The organism is Cognatiluteimonas lumbrici, assembly GCF_006476065.1.
GTDB lineage: Bacteria > Pseudomonadota > Gammaproteobacteria > Xanthomonadales > Xanthomonadaceae > Cognatiluteimonas > Cognatiluteimonas lumbrici.
Genome location: NZ_ML636798.1, coordinates 364,320 through 381,065, shown reverse-complemented (window position 1 = coordinate 381,065; position 16,746 = coordinate 364,320). Strand labels below are relative to the sequence as shown.

The following is a 16,746-nucleotide window of genomic DNA, read 5'->3' as shown; positions in this document are numbered from 1 at the left end:
CTAGCGTCTTGCCCGCGTCCTTTTTTTCGGCAGGATAAGAGATACGCGCACGCCCGACGACTTCGACACCAGGTCAATGAGATCTTGTCTGGTCCACTGCTGATACCCGGTCTGGCGCTTGGCGCGTGGTATCAACCATCGTTCACATGCTAGAGCTCCAACTTCGTCAACCGTTTTGAGGTTACTGACATCAAGTTGCGCATCCTCGCCCTTCAAGAACTCGATCGTGTTGGTAGCCATTTCACAGATGAACACTTCACGCTTGACGCCGTGCATCATTAGGCTTGGCCGCATGCCGATAAGTTCAAACGCCGTGCGCGTTACACGCATTCGCCAATTCGGCCCTTCGCCAAAGGCGTGATCGTCCGCATAGCTGTGCTTTTTCTCGCGAAGATAGCTGCGCAAATCTTGGAATAGCTTGTCAGGAATGTGGAAATGGCCGTAACCGCTCGAGTATCCAATGGGCCTGAGGTAGAACTCGTCGCCCAACTTAACGCGGTTATAAACCGACGACCTGCCCATTGATGACGTCGTGGTAATCGCTGCTAGGCGGGCCTGCTTGATTTCTCCAGAGATAATTCCTTCGCGATCCCCATAGGAGACTCTGAAGTCGTCGAAAATCTCTTTAGTGCGCAACAGCGAAGCAACCACCTTACCGCCAAGCAACTGGTTGTACGGCGGCACCGCACCAAGCACATAGGCGTCCATGATGTGTACTAACTGCGAACGTCGCTGCCCACCAGTCCAACCGATGTAGTCGTCTCTGGATCGAAGATTGAAAACCGGGTCGCCAATTGCAAGGATGCCCATCAAACGCTGATTATCGTCGTCCCACACCAAATAGCGGAGACGCCGACCGAATCCAGGCGACACCGGCACCGACCAAGTCAAGGAGGCCAGCTTAAACAGCTCCGCTTGCCAAGTTCCGCTGCGCACACGCTCCAAGCGTGGCCTGACCCTTTCAGGATGAATCTCGCCACCTGTGGCGAAGTGCTCTGAAAGACGAGGGAATCGGGACTTTAAGAAATCGGACTGTTTGGAGGATCGTTCCGACCTTTGCATCTGATGTGCCGCCCGAATCGCCTCCTTGCTGTCAGCAGGAAGATATAGCACTCCATCGTCGTCGCGTTTAAAGCCGACGCGCGTTAGATGCCGCCTGATCTTGCGCTTGAGGAGCGCTTCTCGGGTCAGCAGGGAAATGACTTTCCCTTTTACGTTCTTCTTCCTCATGGCCTCTCCCCGATGGCCCAATTACGAACTGCCCCCTTGCAAACCTCGTCGCAATGCCTTCGACTACATATTCCGCCGATACTCCCCACCCACTTCGTACAGCGAATGACTGATCTGCCCCAGGCTGTGGGTCTTCACTGCTTCCATCAACGCGGCGAAGACGTTCTGGCGGTCACGGGCGGTCTTCTGCAAGGTCTGGAGGCCTTGCGCCAAGAGCTGCCCCTCACCGGCGCCTGCGGCCCCGACTCTCCCCGCTGGCGGGGAGAGTGAGTTCCTGGTTTCCCGGAACGCTTCTACGTTGGCGATCTGCTGGGCCTTCTCCTCCGGGGTCGAGCGGATCAGCTCGATCTCGGTGACGATGTCGCCGGCGTGCTCCTTGGGCAGGAAAGTGTTGACGCCGACCAGGGGCAGCGAGCCGTCGTGCTTCTTGTGCTCGTAGTAGAGGCTCTCCTCCTGGATCTTGCCGCGCTGGTACATGGTGTCCATGGCGCCGAGCACGCCGCCGCGGTCGCTGATGGCCTCGAACTCGCGGTACACGGCCTCTTCGACCATGTCGGTCAGCTTGTCCACGATGAAGCTGCCCTGCCACGGGTTCTCGCAGTAGTTCAGCCCCAGCTCCTTGTTGATGATCATCTGGATCGCCACGGCGCGGCGGACGCTTTCCTCGGTCGGCGTGGTGATGGCCTCGTCGTAGGCGTTGGTGTGCAGGCTGTTGCAGTTGTCGAACAGCGCGTACAGGGCCTGCAGCGTGGTGCGGATGTCGTTGAACTGGATCTCCTGCGCGTGCAGGGAGCGGCCGCTGGTCTGGATGTGGTACTTCATCATCTGGCTGCGGGCGCTGGCGCCGTAGCGCTCGCGCATGGCGCGCGCCCAGATGCGGCGGGCGACGCGGCCGATGACGGTGTACTCCGGATCCATTCCGTTGCTGAAGAAGAACGACAGGTTGGGCGCGAAGTCGTCGATCTTCATCCCGCGCGCGAGGTAGTACTCGACGATGGTGAAGCCGTTGGAGAGGGTGAAGGCGAGCTGCGAGATCGGGTTCGCCCCGGCCTCGGCGATGTGGTACCCGGAGATGGACACCGAGTAGAAGTTGCGGACCTCGTTGTCCACGAAGTACTGCTGGATGTCGCCCATCATCCGCAGCGCGAACTCGGTGCTGAAGATGCAGGTGTTCTGGGCCTGGTCCTCCTTGAGGATGTCGGCCTGGACCGTGCCGCGCACGGTCCTGAGCGTCTGCGCCTTGATGCGTTCGTAGACCTCGGGCTCGACCAGCTGGTCGCCGGTGACGCCGAGGAGGCCCAGGCCGAGGCCGTCGTTGCCCTCGGGCAGCATGCCGCTGTACTGCGGCCGCTCGCGGCCCGCGAACAGCTTGTCGATCTTCGCCGACGCGGCATCCCAGCGCTGCTGGTCCTCGCGCAGGTACTTCTCCACCTGCTGGTCGATGGCGGTGTTCATGAACATCGCCAGGATCATCGGCGCCGGGCCGTTGATGGTCATCGAGACGCTGGTGGTCGGCGCGCACAGGTCGAAGCCGGAGTACAGCTTCTTCATGTCGTCCAGGGTCGCGATGTTGACGCCGGAGTTGCCGATCTTGCCGTAGATGTCCGGGCGCGTGGCCGGGTCCTCGCCGTACAGGGTGACGCTGTCGAAGGCGGTGGACAGGCGCGCGGCCGGCTGGCCCAGGCTCAGGTAGTGGAAGCGGCGGTTGGTGCGCTCGGGCGTGCCCTCGCCCGCGAACATGCGGATCGGGTCCTCGCCGGTGCGGCGGTACGGGTACACGCCGCCGGTGTACGGATACGCGCCCGGCAGGTTCTCCTTCTGCAGGAACGTCAGCAGCTCGCCCCAGGACTTGTAGGTGGGCGCGGCGATCTTCGGGATCTGCAGGTGGCTCAGCGATTCGCGGTAGTTGTCCACGCGGATGGTCTTGCCGCGGACCTGGTACTCGTTGACCTCGGCGGTGATCGACTCCAGGCGCTGCGGCCACTCGCGCAGGAGCTTGAGGGCTTCGCTGTCGAGGGACTGGATGGCGTCGTTGTACCGTTGGCGGAGGGTTAGGAGGCTCTTGTCGCCGCCTTCGGTCAGCGCGCCGCCCTCGTACAGGCCGAGCGCCTTCGGCAGCTTGCCGTCCTCGAGTTCCTGCAGGCTCTGCCACAGGGACTGGGCGCGGTCGGCGATCTCGGCCTGGGTCTCGATGCGCTGGTTGATGGCGCGGCCCTGCTCGGCGATTTCGGCCAGGTAGCGCACGCGGCTGCCCGGGATCAGCACGGTCGCGCGCGGCTCCTTGAGCGTGGTGTCGACCTTCGGGTTCCAGTCGCACCCCACCGTTCCCCGTTCCCCGTTCCCCGTTCCCTGCTTTTCCCGCATCAACCGGCACAGGTTGGCGAACATCCAGGTGATGCCGGGGTCGTTGAACTGGCTGGCGATCGTCGGGTAGACCGGCACGTCCTCGTCGGCGACCTTGAACTGCACGTGGTTCCGCTTCCACTGCTTGCGCACGTCGCGCAGCGCGTCCTCGGCGCCGCGCTTGTCGAACTTGTTGAGCACGATCAGCTCGGCGAAGTCGAGCATGTCGATCTTCTCGAGCTGGCTCGGGGCGCCGAAGTCGCTGGTCATGACGTACATCGGGAAGTCGACCAGATCCACGATCTCCGAGTCGCTCTGGCCGATGCCGGCGGTCTCGACGATCACCAGGTCGTAGCCCAGCGACTTGAGGAAGCCGATGCAGTCCTGCAGCACCACGTTGGTGGCCGCGTGCTGGCGGCGGGTCGCCATCGAGCGCATGAAGACGCGCTTGGAGCGCAACGAGTTCATGCGGATGCGGTCGCCCAGCAGCGCGCCGCCGGTGCGGCGGCGGGTCGGGTCCACCGAGACCACGGCGATGCGCATCTCCGGGAAGTTGGCCAGGAAGCGGTTGAGCAGCTCGTCGGTGACCGAACTCTTGCCGGCGCCGCCGGTCCCGGTGATGCCGATCACCGGGGTCTTGCCGCTGGCGAGCTGCCACTGCTTGCGCAGTTTCGCCATCTCGGCGTCGTCGAGCGCGCCCTCCTCGATCGCCGAGAGCATCTTGCCGATCTCGGCCTCGTCGGTCAGCTCGACTTTGTGCGGGGTCTCGACCGGCTGTCGGGCCTCCTCGGCGCGCCTGACCACATCCTCGATCATCGCCACCAGCCCCATGTGCATGCCGTCGTTGGGGTGGTAGATGCGCTCGACGCCGTAGGCCTCGAGCTCCCGGATCTCCTCCGGGGTGATGGTGCCGCCGCCGCCGGCGAACACCTTGATGTGCCCGGCGCCGCGCTCGCGCAGCATGTCCACCATGTACTTGAGGTACTCGACGTGCCCGCCCTGGTAGCTGGACAGGGCGATGCCGTCGGCGTCCTCCTGCAGCGCGGCGCGGACCACGTCCTCGACCGAGCGGTTGTGGCCGAGGTGAATGACTTCCGCGCCCTGGGCCTGGATCAGGCGGCGCATGATGTTGATCGCGGCGTCGTGGCCGTCGAACAGGCTGGCGGCGGTGACGAAGCGCAGCGGGGTCGCGGTGTCCGGCTGCGTCGGGGTGGCTGGCTGGGAGGCTGCGGTGTTCATCCCCCGATTGTATCCTCGTGCCGTAGCCCCAGCCGGAAGCGACATGCCGCCCAGCACCACGGTTCGCCTTGCCCTCGCCTGCCTGCTGCCGCTGGCGTCCGCCGCCTGCGCCGCGCCACAGGCCGGAGACCCGCCCGGGCCGCCCGAGCCGCCGATCGTCGAGCCGTCCCCGCGCCTCGTGCTGCTCGGCGAGGTGCACGACAACGCCGAGGGCCATCGCCAGCGGCTGGAAGCGGTGCGCGGCTACACCGGCAGCGACGACTTTCCGGTGGTGATCGCGATGGAGCAGTTCGACCGCGAGCGCCAGACCGACCTCGACGCGGCGATGGCGCGCTGCGCGGACGCCGCCTGCGTCATCGAGGCCGCGGCGCCGGACAAGGCCGGCTGGAACTGGGAGTTCTATGCGCCGGTGATCCAGCACGCGCTCGACCACGACATCCCGCTGGTGGCGGCGAACCTGTCGCGCGCGGATGCATCGAAGGTGGTCAAGGAGGGCTTCGACGCCCTGCCCCGGGACCTGCGCGACGCCTTCGACCTCGACCGGCCGCTGCCCGAGGCGCTGCTCTCGGCGCAGGTGGAGGCGGTGCGCGACGGGCACTGCAACATGCTCCCGGAATCGCTGCTCGAGCCGATGGCGCGCGCGCAGGTGGCCCGCGACGTGGCCATGGCCGACGCCATGCTCCGCGCCCTGCCCGAAAGCGGCGGCGTGGTCCTGCTGCTGGCCGGCAACGGCCACGTGAAGCGCGACATCGCGGTGCCGTGGTGGCTGCGCGGCAGCGGCGAGCAGTGGGTCGCGGTCGGCTACCTGGAAACGCCGGTCGAACCCGGCGCCTACCGCTGGTTCGACAGCATCCACGAGATCCCGCCGGCCGAGCGCGAGGACCCCTGCGCGGCGTTCAAGGCCCCGGCCCGCTAGTACGCCAGCGCGCCCAGCCGCTCGCGCAGCGGCCCCAGCCGGTCCTCGTAGCGGCGCCAATGGTCGCGGTAGCGGCCGTGCACCGGCTCCAGCACCTGGCTGGCGCTGGCGGTTGCGGCGCTCCCGGCGCGGGTCTCGATCGCGCTGATGCCCGGGTGCGGCGGCAGGCCGCAGAATTCCAGCACCACGGTAGCGACGGCCTCCGGGTCCGCGACCAGCTCGTCGTAGCGCACGTCCAGGATCCGGTCCGGGTACTGCGCGCGCCAGTGCGCCATCAGCGTGCGGTAGCGGCGGAAGTGTTCCGCCATCTCCGCCTGGTCGTAGGTATGTGGATAGGCACCGGCGAACCATTCCTTGAGGTTCGAGAAGCAGGTGTCCATCGGCCCGCGCACCATGTGCAGGATGCGCGCGTGCGGCAGCGCGCGCACGATGTAGGCGATGTTGAGGAAGTTGGGCGGCATCTTGTCGGTATAGGCCGCCCTGCCCTTGGCCCGCCACTGCGTACGCGCCAGGTAGCGATTGCCCAGTTCGGCGAAGTCCACCGACTCGGCGCGGCGGGCCAGCTCCAGGTCAAGGTACGGCGGCCCGGCCAGGTCCGCGCACCAGCGCAGCTGGCGGGTGAAGTCCTGCAGCTCGCCGGCGTCGGCGACGTCGCGGTGGTTGCCGAGCATGCGCTCGAGCAGCGTGGTGCCCGAGCGCGGCATCCCGACGATGAAGATCGGGCGCGGCCCCGGGGGCGCCGCGCCGGTCGCGGCCGGCACGCGCAGGCTGCCGAGGTGTTCGAACAGCGCCTGCTCGGCCTCGCTGTCGTACTGCACCTGGGCGCGGCGCAGGCGCATGCCCTGCTCGAGCGCCTGCCAGGCCTCGTCGCGGCGCTCGCGCCGGTCGAGCTCGTCGAACAATGCATACAGCAGCACCGGCGCGTCGCGATGCTGCTCGCCCAGGCGCGCGAGGCTGGCGCGGAGCTGCTCGATGCGGCCGTCGCCCTCCGCCGGCGGGCGCCGCAGCTTGCTGAGGGCGCGGTGCGCGGGCGCGAAGTCCGGGTTGCGCTCCAGGCTCCGCTCAAGCTCGCGCGCGGCGATGCCCGGCTCGCCGTTGTACATGCGGCACAGGCCGATCAGGAACTGCAGCACCGGGTTGCGGAAGCCGCGCGTGCGCGCCGTCTCCAGCAGCTGCAGCGCCTCGGCCGGGAAGTAGGCATTGGCCAGCAGCTTGCCGAGGTCGGCCACCACCTGCACGTTGCTGCCGCGGAGCACCGCGACGTCCATCGCGCAGGAAAACATCGCGCGAGTCTCGCCCAGCGCGAACAGCCGGGTGGCGACCAGCTCGAGCACGCCGGGGTCCGGGATCCGCGTCTCGTACGCGGCCAGCGCCGCGTCCACCGCGTCGCGGTGACGGCCGCCGGCGGTCGCCAGCAGCGATAGCCGCAGGTGCGCCAGCGGCGCGAAGCGCGGGACGCCGGTGAGCCGGCGGTAGGCGGCCTCGGCCTGCGCGTTCTCGCGCGCGGCGAGCAGCCGTTCGGCCTGGTCCCAGAGGCTGGCGGGGTCTGGCCCCGGGGTCGGATCCTGCATCCGGCCAAGGATAGGCCAGCGCGGGGTCGGCGGCTGCCGGGGCCGTCGACACGGGCTTTTCAGCCCGGACCCGCGTAAAATATCGCCGCTTGCAGCCGGAGCGGCATCGCCCGGACTGCCGCCACCCACAAGCGATTCAATGACTTACCACACACAGTTGGCGTCGGCCGCGAAGCGCGACACGACCGCCGGCCCCTGGAGCACGCGATGATTTTCGAAACCCTCGATACCTTCGGCCACGAGCAGGTCGTGTTCTGCCACAACAAGGATGCCGGCCTGAAGGCCATCATCGCGATCCACAACACCGTGCTCGGCCCGGCCCTCGGCGGCACCCGCATGTGGCCGTACACCAGCGAGGAAGAGGCGCTCAACGACGTGCTGCGGCTGTCGCGCGGCATGACCTACAAGAACGCGGTCGCCGGCCTCGACATCGGTGGCGGCAAGGCGGTGATCATCGGCGACCCGGCCACCGACAAGTCCGAGGCCCTGTTCCGCGCCTTCGGCCAGTTCGTGGAGTCGCTGGGCGGCCGCTACATCACCGCCGAGGACGTCGGCATCGACGTCAACGACATGGAGTACGTGTTCAAGGAGACCGAGTACGTCACCGGCGTGCACCAGGTCCACGGCGGCTCGGGCGATCCCTCGCCGTTCACCGCCTACGGCGCGCTGCAGGGCCTGATGGCCACGCTGCAGGCCAAGTTCGGCGACGAGGAAGTCGGCAAGTACACCTATGCGGTGCAGGGACTGGGCCACGTCGGCATGGAGTACGTGAAGCTGCTGCGCGAGCGCGGCGCCAAGATCTTCGTCACCGACATCAACAAGGGTCTGGTCGACCGCGCGGTCAACGAGTTCGGCGCCGAGGCGGTGAACCCCGACGAGATCTACGACGTCGCCGCCGACGTCTACTCGCCGTGCGCGCTGGGCGGCACCGTCAACGAGAAGACCCTGCCCCGGTTCAAGTTCAAGGTCATCTGCGGCGCGGCCAACAATCAGCTCGCCAGCAACGAGATCGGCGACGAGGTGGCCAAGCGCGGCATCCTGTACGCGCCGGACTACGCGGTGAACGCGGGCGGCGTGATGAACGTGGCGCTGGAGATCACCGGCTACAACCGCGAGCGCGCGATGCGCATGATGCGCACGATCTACCACAACCTGACCCGCATCTACGAGATCGCCGAGCGCGACAGCATCCCGACCTACAAGGCCGCCGACCGCATGGCCGAGGAGCGCATCGCGATCATGGGCAAGCTGAAGCTGCCGCTGGGTCGCTCGAAGCCGCGCTTCCAGGGCCGGATTCGTGGGCATTGATGCGGGCCTTCCCGCTAGGTGAAGAGGTAGACGCCCTGCGCGAAGCGGTCCATCGCTTCGCGCAGGCGGAGATCGCGCCGCGCGCAGCGGCGATCGACCACGACAACGCCTTCCCGCAGGACCTGTGGCCGAAGCTCGGCGAGATGGGCCTGCTCGGGCTCACCGTGCCCGAGGAGTTCGGCGGCAGCGGCATGGGCTACCTCGCCCACGTGGTCGCGATGGAGGAGATCTCGCGCGCGTCCGGCTCGGTCGGCCTGAGCTACGGCGCGCACTCCAACCTGTGCGTCAACAACCTGTACAAGAACGGCAACGACGCGCAGCGCGCGAAGTACCTGCCGAAGCTGTGCACGGGCGAGTGGAAGGGCGCGCTGGCGATGAGCGAGCCCGGCGCCGGCTCCGACGTGGTCGGCTCGATGGCCTGCCGCGCCGAGCTGCGCGACGGGGTCTGGATCGCCAACGGCAACAAGATGTGGATCACCAACGGCCCCGAGGCCGATGTGCTGATCGTGTACATGCGCACCGCACCGAAGGACGCCGGCAGCCGCTGCATCACCGCCTTCATCGTCGAGAAGGGCATGAAGGGCTTCTCGACCGCCCAGAAGCTGGACAAGCTCGGCATGCGCGGTTCCAACACCTGCGAGCTGGTGTTCGAGGATTGCGAGATCCCGGCCGAAAACGTGCTCGGCGAGGTCAACGAGGGCGTGCGGGTGCTGATGTCCGGCCTCAATACCGAGCGCCTGGTGCTCAGCGGCGGCCCGATCGGGCTGATGCAGGCGGCGTTGGACATCGCCCTGCCCTACGTGCGCGAACGCAGGCAGTTCGACCAGCCGATCGGCTGCTTCGAACTGATGCAGGCCAAGATCGCCGACATGTACACCGCGCTGCAGTCCTCGCGCGCCTACGCCTACCAGGTGGCGCGCGACTACGACGCCGGCCACGACTCGCGCGTGGACGCGGCCTCGTGCCTGCTGCACGCCAGCGAGGCCGCGGTGCAGGTGGCGCTGGAAGGCATCCAGGCGCTCGGCGGCAACGGCTACATCAACGAGTTCGACACCGGCCGCATCCTGCGCGACGCCAAGCTCTACGCCATCGGCGCCGGCACCAACGAAATCCGCCGCATGCTCATCGGCCGCGAACTCTTCGACGGGAAGCATTAGCCACAGATCCCACAGATTGGAAAAGGATCACAGCGGATTTTTTGTATAAAAAGATCTCGTGCAGATCGTTTTCAAATCAGTGAAATCTGTGGCTGAAAATGCTCTAGAAGCGGAACTGGCCCTGTAGCGACAGTGTGTTGCTGGTGCCGAGCGGCGTGCGGCGGCTTGCGGCGTCGAGGCGCAGGAGGGCGTTGTCGCCGAACAGGGCGGAGAGGCCGGCGCCGAAGGTTGCGGCGTGGTCGGCCAGGCCCATGCCCTGCAGCGGCGACCACTGCTCCACGCCGGTGAAGCTGGCCTCGAACATCTGGCCTTGCGACGCCAGTGTCTGCTGCCACTCGGCGCGCGCGTCGGCGCGCAAGGCCACGTCGCCCAGCGTCCAGCCGCGCACCGCGCGCAGGCCGGCGAAGCCCTGCCAGCGGCTGCTGTTCCAGGCCTCGGCGCGCAGGCCGAAGCCGGTGTCGCCGCTCTCGGCGAAGCCGTCGTTGTCGATCCGCGCGTACTGCGTGCCGAGGTACGGCGTCAGCGCCACGCCGGCGACGTCGAAGCGGCGTCCCGCCTCCACGAACGCGCTCTGGTAGCGGCCCGACAGCGAGGTGCCGACGGTGTCGCGAGCGTTGCCGAGCAGCAGGTTGCGCTGCATCTCGCGCTCGAAGCCGCCGGCCGCGAGCTGGCCCTGGAGCTGCCAGTCGCCGTGCCAGCCGGCCGCGTAGAGCTGGACCTCGCGCTGCTCGCCGCGGCTGCGGTCGCCGAGCGCACCGATCCAGCCGGCCTGGCGCACGCGGTTCATGGCCAGGCCGACCACCGCGTCGCTGTCGCCGACGCGCCAGTCGTTGCCGATCATCTGGCCCTGCGCGTCCAGCGCCATGCTGTCGTGCCCAGCCTGCGCCAGCGTGCCGCTGCTGGCGAGGTCGCGGTACCAGCCGCCGGCCGCGCGCGGCTGCGCCGCCACCCGGTCGAGGCGCGCGCCGAGCGCCTTGCGCCCGGCGTCGATGGTGTCGAAGGTCAGCGCCGACGAGGCCGCGTGCAGCTGCCCGCCGAGGCTGCGCAGCGACAGGTCGGCGTTGGCCACGCTGCCGGACTGCTGCAGCGCGCCCGCGGCGTCGATGAAGGCGCCGCCGATGCCGGCCGGCGCGGTGCCTGCAAGCTGCGCGTCGATCGCGCCCATGGCCGACTCGACCCGCTGCGCCGAGGCGATGCTGATGCCCGCCAGGCCCATGCCCGCGGCCGCCTTGGTGACGTCGATGCGCTTGATGTCGAGGAACACGTTGGTCGGGTCGTAGCTCAGCGAGGCGTCGAGGAACACGTTCGGCGCCGCCCGCAGCGTGTCGAACGTGCCGGTGATCGAACCGGCCGTGAGCAGGGTCTCGCGCGAACTGGTGGTGTAGCCCTGCTTGACGCCGAGGATGCTCACCTGCCCGTCGAGGCTGGCCTGCCCGGTCACCCGGAACGGGTTGCCCAGCCACACGCCGAGGTTGCCGGTGGCCGACTGCACGAAGGTCTCGGCACCGACGTTCCCGGAAGCCGATGCCAGCAGGCGACCCTTGTTGTCCACAGCCGGCGCCATGCCGCCGAGCCACAGCGTCGCGCCCTGGCTGACGAACAGGTCGGAGTTGGCGCTGCCGCCGCGCAGGTACAGGCCGCCCTGCAGCAGCCGGGTGTCGCCGGTGTAGGTGCTGCGCTCGGTCAGGGTCAGCGTGCCGGAGCCGGACTTGGTCAGCCCGCCGCTGCCGCTGATCGCGTTGCGCCACACCGAGCTGCCGGTGAACGACACGCTGACGTCGCCCCAGGCGAACACGCTCGGGCCGTTGGCGGCCTTGGTGACGTCGAGCAGGCCCCAGCCGAACACCGGGTCCACGCCCGGTGCGCCCAGGTCCCTGGCGCCGCCGAGGATCGACTGCCGCACCAGGTCGTTGCTGAAGTACGGGAACGCCGCCCACACCACCGCCGCCGCGCCCGACACCAGCGGGGCCGCGAACGAGGTGCCGCCGCCGACGTACAACCCGCTGTTCGCCTGCGAGGTAGCGTCGGGGTCGATGAACACGACGTCGCCGGGTGCGGCCAGGCAGTAGTTCATCGCCGAGCCGCACTCCTGCGAATAGTCGGTGAGCTGGGTCGGGTTGTCGGGATCGAGCGCCGCCACCGCCAGCCAGCCCTTCTCGAGGGCGGCGTCGTTGGCCAGCGTCGGCAGGCGCGCGTTGTCCGACGGCTCGGGGCGCAACGCGGCGTTGCGGCCGGAGTTGCCGTTGGCGAACACGATGATGCCGCCGCGGTTGACCACGAAGTCCTTCCACGCGTTGGCCAGCTCGGTGGTGAGCGCCGGATCGTTCCAGTACAGGCCGCCCCAGGAGTTGTTGATGATCCTTGCGCCCGCGTCCGCGAGCTGGCCATTGATCGCGCGGAAGTAGTCGCCGTAGCCCTGCCCGGCGCCGATCTCGTTGCCCTCGCCCGAGCCGTCGTCTTCGGGCGGCTCGTCGGAGATGATGCGCGACGACACCACCGTGGCGTCCTGCGCCACGCCGCCGCCCCAGCGCCCGGTCTGGCCGGAGTTGCTGCCGTCGGAATTGAGGTACTGGCCGGTGGCCGCGCGCCCGGCGGCGAGCGAGGCGACGATGGTGCCGTGGCCGACCTTGTCGTCCACGCTGAGGTCGTTGGTGGCCGGGTTGACGTTGACGAAGTTGGCGGTGACCCGGCCGGCGAGCGTCGGGTGGTTGCGGTTCACGCCCGAGTCCACGAAGCCGATGGTCACGCCGGCGCCGCGCAGGCCCGCGCCCAGGGCGCCGGCCGCGTTGATCAGGACCAGGTGCTCGCTGAGGCTCGGGTCGGCGAAGCTGACCGGCGCCCCGCGCCCCGGCACCGACGGCGGGTTCACCTGGGTCAGCGAGGTATCGGTGGGTACGGTCGGGGTGAAGTCCGGGCCGGTGCCGCCCGGCACCACCGGCGGCGGCGGGGTGGCGCGGACGTTGCCGCCGCCACCACCGCAGGCAGCCAGGCCAAGGGCGATGGCGCAGGCCAGGGCCGAGAGCGCGCAGGGACTCGAAAGACGATCAGGCTTGGACATGGTTCCGCATCCCGGCGCGCCATCCACCCCCGCGGAACTGCTGCGCACCGCTGGCCCATTATGCAAATTCTTCGGGCATCGGCAGCAGGTGCGATAATCGCGACATGCGGCGAGGCCGTCACAAACCCAACGGAGTCAGCATGTCGGATGTCGTGATCGTCGGTGCGAAGCGCACCGCCATCGGTTCCCTCCTCGGCCAGTTCACCGGGGTGCCCACGCCTGTCCTGGGAAGCACCGCGATCCGCGGCGCGCTCGAGCACGCCGGGCTCGCCGCCGACCAGGTGGACGAGGTGATCATGGGTTGCGTGCTGCCGGCCGGCCTCGGCCAGGCGCCCGCCCGCCAGGCCGCGCTCGGCGCCGGCATCCCGCCGGCGGCCGGCTGCACCACCATCAACAAGGTGTGCGGCTCGGGCATGAAGGCGGTGATGCTGGCCCACGACGCCATCAAGGCCGGCTCGGCCAGGGTGGTCGTCGCCGGCGGCATGGAGTCCATGACCAACGCCCCGCACCTGCTCAACGGCTCGCGCACCGGCATCCGCTACGGCAGCGCCGAGTTCCTGGACCACATGGCCCACGACGGCCTGACCAACCCCTACGACGGCAAGGCCATGGGCGTGTTCGGCGACATGGCCTGCAACAAGTACGGCTACGACCGCGCCAGGCTGGACGCGTTCTCGGCCGAGAGCGTGCGTCGCGCGCAGGAAGCCGTCGCCTCCGGCGCGTTCAAGGCCGAGATCGTCCCGGTGACGGTCAAGACCCGCAAGGGCGAAGTCGTGGTGGATACCGACGAGGAGCCCGGCCGGATCGACCCGGCGAAGATCCCCGGCCTGCGCCCGGCCTTCGGCAAGGAAGGCGTGCTGACCGCCGCCTCGTCCTCGAAGATCTCCGACGGCGCCGCCGCCACCGTGCTGATGTCGGCCGACGAGGCCGCCGCCCGCGGGCTGAAGCCGGTCGCGCGGATCGTCGCCCATGCCACCCACTCGCAGGAGCCGGAGTGGTTCACCACCGCCCCGGTCTCGGCCCTGCGCAGCGTGCTGGACAAGGCTGGCTGGTCGGTCGGCGACGTGGACCTGTTCGAGGTCAACGAGGCCTTCTCGTGCGTGGCCATGGCGCCGATGACCGACCTGGGCATCCCCCATGACCGGCTCAACGTCAACGGCGGGGCGGTCGCCCTCGGCCACCCGATCGGCGCCAGCGGCGCCCGCCTGCTGGTCACCCTGGTGCATGCCCTGCAGGCCCGGGGCGGTAAGCGCGGGGTGGCTTCCCTGTGCATCGGCGGCGGCGAAGCAACCGCAGTCGCCGTGGAAATGGCGTGAAAGGACGAATGATTTTTTAACCAAAAAAAGACGCCCTGCCGCTTGACAGGCGACATGGGGTTGTCATCATGTTATCGGCGCGCAGTTGCGCGTTGCCAAACTCAACGACGAGGAAATATTTCATGACCATCAACAAGGCGCTGCTCGCCATTGCCATGGGCCTTGCCCTGGCTGCGTGCACCAACCAGCAGCAGGCCGCTGACTCGGCCGCCGAGGCCGCCGAGGCCGCGAACGAGGCCCAGGAAGCCGCCGACAACGCCGCCATGGCGGGTGACATGGACGCCGCCGACGCCGCCCAGGCTTCGGCCGACGCCGCTGCCGCCGCCGCCGACGCTGCCTCCACCTCGGCCGACGCCGCTGCTTCGGCGACCGACATGGGCGACGCCGACGACGCCGCCGACGCTGCCGAGAACGCGGCCGACGCCGCCGAGCAGGCGCAGGACGCCGCCGAGGAAGCTGCTGCTTCGGCCGACGCCGAGAACAACACCGACGGCCAGTAAGACCGGCTTCGGTCTGGTTACGGAGAGCCGCCGGCAACGGCGGCTTTTCCGTTCGACGGACATCCATGAGGAGAGAGTCATGAACACCAAGCTTCTGGTCATCGCCGCTGCCGCCGTGCTGGCGCTGTCGGCCTGCAAGAACGAGACCCCGGCCGCCCAGCAGGAGGCCGCCGAGGCCGCTGCCGCCGCCGACGCCGCCGGCGCCGAGGCTTCCGACGCCATTTCCGCCACCGGCGAGATGGTCGAGCAGGGCGCCGAAGCCGCTGCCGCCGCCACCGGCGAGGCCGTGAGCGAGATCGCCGGCAACACCCAGGACGCCGCCGCGGAAGTCTCCGCCGCCGCCGACCAGGCTGCCGCCGAGACCAACGAGGCCGCGCAGGAAGCCGACGTCGCCATCGACGGCGAGAACGACTGAGCCACCACTCCGTCGCTTCGAGAAAAGACCCGCTCCGGCGGGTCTTTTTTTTGCCCCTACAATCGGCGGATGGCCGCCATCACCTCGCAACTCGATCCGCGATCGCAGGAGTTCCGCGACAACGCCGACTTCCACCGTGCGCTGGTTGCCGAACTCGACCGCCGCCTGGCCCGTGCCGCCGACGGCGGCGGCGAGAAGGCGCGCGGCAAGCACGTCGCCCGCGGCAAGCTGCTGGTGCGCGACCGCATCATCGCCCTGCTCGACCCGGCCTCGCCCTTCCTCGAGATCGCGCCGCTCGCGGCCGAGGACATGTACGACGGCCAGGCCCCCGCGGCCGGCATGGTCTGCGGCATCGGCCGGGTGATGGGCCAGGAGGTGGTGGTCGTGGCCAACGACGCCACCGTCAAGGGCGGCACCTACTTCCCGATGACGGTCAAGAAGCACCTGCGCGCGCAGGAGATCGCACGCGAGAACCGCCTGCCCTGCATCTACCTGGTGGACTCCGGCGGCGCCTTCCTGCCGCTGCAGGACGAGGTGTTCCCCGACAAGGAGCACTTCGGCCGCATCTTCTACAACCAGGCGCGGATGAGCGCGGAAAACATCCCGCAAGTCGCGGTGGTGATGGGCTCATGCACGGCCGGCGGCGCCTACGTGCCAGCGATGAGCGACGAGTCGATCATCGTCAAGGAGCAAGGCACGATCTTCCTCGGCGGGCCGCCACTGGTGAAGGCCGCGACCGGCGAAGTCGTGGATGCCGAGACCCTGGGCGGCGCCGATGTGCACACCTCCATCTCCGGCGTCGCCGACCACTTCGCCGAGGACGACCGCCACGCGCTGCAGATCGCGCGCGACATCGTCGGCGGCTTCAACCGCCGCAAGCAGTTGCCGCTAGCCACGCGCGAGGTCCGCGAGCCGCTGTACCCGGCCGAGGAGCTGTACGGCATCGTGCCGAAGGATCCGCGCCGCCCGTTCGACATCCGCGAGGTGATCGCGCGCATCGTGGACGGCAGCGAGCTGCAGGAGTTCAAGGCGCGCTACGGCAAGACCCTGGTGTGCGGCTTCGCGCACCTGCACGGCTATCCGGTCGGCATCGTCGCCAACAACGGCATCCTGTTCTCCGAGAGCGCGCTCAAGGGCACGCACTTCATCGAGCTGTGCAACCAGCGCGGCATCCCGTTGGTGTTCCTGCAGAACATCACCGGCTTCATGGTCGGCAAGAAGTACGAGCACTCCGGGATCGCCCGCGACGGCGCCAAGATGGTCACCGCCGTCGCCTGCTCGCACGTGCCGAAGTTCACCGTGGTCATCGGCGGCAGCTTCGGCGCCGGCAACTACGCGATGAACGGCCGCGCCTACGGCGGCCGCTTCCTGTGGATGTGGCCGAACGCGCGGATCTCGGTGATGGGCGGCGAGCAGGCGGCCAGCGTGCTGGCCACGGTCAAGCGCGAAGGCATCGAGGCCCGCGGCGGCAGCTGGAGCGCGGAGGAGGAGGACGCGTTCAAGGCCCCGATCCGCGAGCAGTACGAGACCCAGGGCAGCCCCTGGTACGCGACCGCGCGCCTGTGGGACGACGGCATCATCGACCCGGCCGACACGCGCCGCGTGCTTGGATTGGGCATCTCGGCCAGCCTCAACGCCCCGATCGAAGGGCCGCCGCGCTACGGCGTGTTCCGGATGTAGGGCGCCAGCGGTG

11 protein-coding genes are annotated in these 16,746 nt (G+C 68.6%); 7 read left to right on the top strand and 4 right to left on the bottom strand.

The window, feature by feature from the left end:
* Positions 1-1,230 carry a Druantia anti-phage system protein DruA gene (locus tag E4F25_RS01900; protein WP_140908579.1) on the bottom strand — a complete coding sequence of 410 codons (1,230 nt, stop codon included), beginning with the start codon at positions 1,228-1,230 and terminating at the stop codon, positions 1-3.
* A gap of 63 nt (positions 1,231-1,293) precedes the next feature.
* The gene (locus tag E4F25_RS01895) at positions 1,294-4,812 is read right to left on the bottom strand and encodes a methylmalonyl-CoA mutase family protein (RefSeq protein WP_140908578.1); all 3,519 of its coding nucleotides are present in this window, start codon (positions 4,810-4,812) and stop codon (positions 1,294-1,296) included.
* Between the two features lie 43 nt (positions 4,813-4,855).
* Between E4F25_RS01895 and E4F25_RS01890 the strand changes: the two genes are divergently transcribed.
* A complete protein-coding gene (locus tag E4F25_RS01890) occupies positions 4,856-5,728 on the top strand; it encodes a ChaN family lipoprotein (RefSeq protein ID WP_140908577.1) in 873 nt (290 codons plus the stop codon).
* Here E4F25_RS01890 and E4F25_RS01885 read toward each other — a convergent pair.
* On the bottom strand, positions 5,725-7,299 hold the full coding sequence (locus E4F25_RS01885; protein WP_140908576.1) for a tetratricopeptide repeat-containing sulfotransferase family protein: 1,575 nt from the start codon (positions 7,297-7,299) through the stop codon (positions 5,725-5,727). The genes E4F25_RS01890 and E4F25_RS01885 overlap by 4 nt on opposite strands.
* 207 nt (positions 7,300-7,506) lie before the next feature.
* Between E4F25_RS01885 and E4F25_RS01880 the strand changes: the two genes are divergently transcribed.
* Positions 7,507-8,607: a Glu/Leu/Phe/Val dehydrogenase dimerization domain-containing protein gene (locus E4F25_RS01880; protein ID WP_140908575.1), complete on the top strand. Its 1,101-nt coding sequence runs from the start codon at positions 7,507-7,509 to the stop codon at positions 8,605-8,607.
* Positions 8,607-9,764 (top strand): isovaleryl-CoA dehydrogenase, encoded by a 1,158-nt coding sequence (locus E4F25_RS01875; protein ID WP_140908574.1) that lies wholly within the window; start codon positions 8,607-8,609, stop codon positions 9,762-9,764. The genes E4F25_RS01880 and E4F25_RS01875 overlap by 1 nt, the downstream gene beginning before the upstream one ends.
* A gap of 103 nt (positions 9,765-9,867) precedes the next feature.
* On the opposite strand, the gene E4F25_RS01870 is transcribed toward E4F25_RS01875, so the two are convergent.
* On the bottom strand, positions 9,868-12,822 hold the full coding sequence (locus E4F25_RS01870) for an autotransporter serine protease (RefSeq protein ID WP_140908573.1): 2,955 nt from the start codon (positions 12,820-12,822) through the stop codon (positions 9,868-9,870).
* Between the two features lie 140 nt (positions 12,823-12,962).
* Between E4F25_RS01870 and E4F25_RS01865 the strand changes: the two genes are divergently transcribed.
* From E4F25_RS01865 to E4F25_RS01850, 4 genes are all read left to right on the top strand, one after another.
* Positions 12,963-14,138 (top strand): thiolase family protein, encoded by a 1,176-nt coding sequence (locus tag E4F25_RS01865; protein WP_140908572.1) that lies wholly within the window; start codon positions 12,963-12,965, stop codon positions 14,136-14,138.
* A gap of 122 nt (positions 14,139-14,260) precedes the next feature.
* On the top strand, positions 14,261-14,638 hold the full coding sequence (locus E4F25_RS01860) for a hypothetical protein (RefSeq protein WP_140908571.1): 378 nt from the start codon (positions 14,261-14,263) through the stop codon (positions 14,636-14,638).
* A 79-nt stretch (positions 14,639-14,717) separates the two neighbouring features.
* Complete coding sequence (locus tag E4F25_RS01855) at positions 14,718-15,053, top strand: hypothetical protein (protein ID WP_140908570.1); 336 nt, start codon at positions 14,718-14,720, stop codon at positions 15,051-15,053.
* Between the two features lie 69 nt (positions 15,054-15,122).
* Positions 15,123-16,733: a carboxyl transferase domain-containing protein gene (locus E4F25_RS01850; protein WP_140908569.1), complete on the top strand. Its 1,611-nt coding sequence runs from the start codon at positions 15,123-15,125 to the stop codon at positions 16,731-16,733.
* Positions 16,734-16,746 lie beyond the last annotated feature (13 nt).

What these genes read in the sequence shown, in the direction of transcription:
- E4F25_RS01900 (WP_140908579.1), bottom strand. Translation starts at nt 1,230, where the DNA reads ATGAGGAAGAAGAACGTAAAAGGGAAAGTCATTTCCCTGCTGACCCGA.
- E4F25_RS01895 (WP_140908578.1), bottom strand. Translation starts at nt 4,812, where the DNA reads ATGAACACCGCAGCCTCCCAGCCAGCCACCCCGACGCAGCCGGACACC.
- E4F25_RS01890 (WP_140908577.1), top strand. Translation starts at nt 4,856, where the DNA reads ATGCCGCCCAGCACCACGGTTCGCCTTGCCCTCGCCTGCCTGCTGCCG.
- E4F25_RS01885 (WP_140908576.1), bottom strand. Translation starts at nt 7,299, where the DNA reads ATGCAGGATCCGACCCCGGGGCCAGACCCCGCCAGCCTCTGGGACCAG.
- E4F25_RS01880 (WP_140908575.1), top strand. Translation starts at nt 7,507, where the DNA reads ATGATTTTCGAAACCCTCGATACCTTCGGCCACGAGCAGGTCGTGTTC.
- E4F25_RS01875 (WP_140908574.1), top strand. Translation starts at nt 8,607, where the DNA reads ATGCGGGCCTTCCCGCTAGGTGAAGAGGTAGACGCCCTGCGCGAAGCG.
- E4F25_RS01870 (WP_140908573.1), bottom strand. Translation starts at nt 12,822, where the DNA reads ATGTCCAAGCCTGATCGTCTTTCGAGTCCCTGCGCGCTCTCGGCCCTG.
- E4F25_RS01865 (WP_140908572.1), top strand. Translation starts at nt 12,963, where the DNA reads ATGTCGGATGTCGTGATCGTCGGTGCGAAGCGCACCGCCATCGGTTCC.
- E4F25_RS01860 (WP_140908571.1), top strand. Translation starts at nt 14,261, where the DNA reads ATGACCATCAACAAGGCGCTGCTCGCCATTGCCATGGGCCTTGCCCTG.
- E4F25_RS01855 (WP_140908570.1), top strand. Translation starts at nt 14,718, where the DNA reads ATGAACACCAAGCTTCTGGTCATCGCCGCTGCCGCCGTGCTGGCGCTG.
- E4F25_RS01850 (WP_140908569.1), top strand. Translation starts at nt 15,123, where the DNA reads ATGGCCGCCATCACCTCGCAACTCGATCCGCGATCGCAGGAGTTCCGC.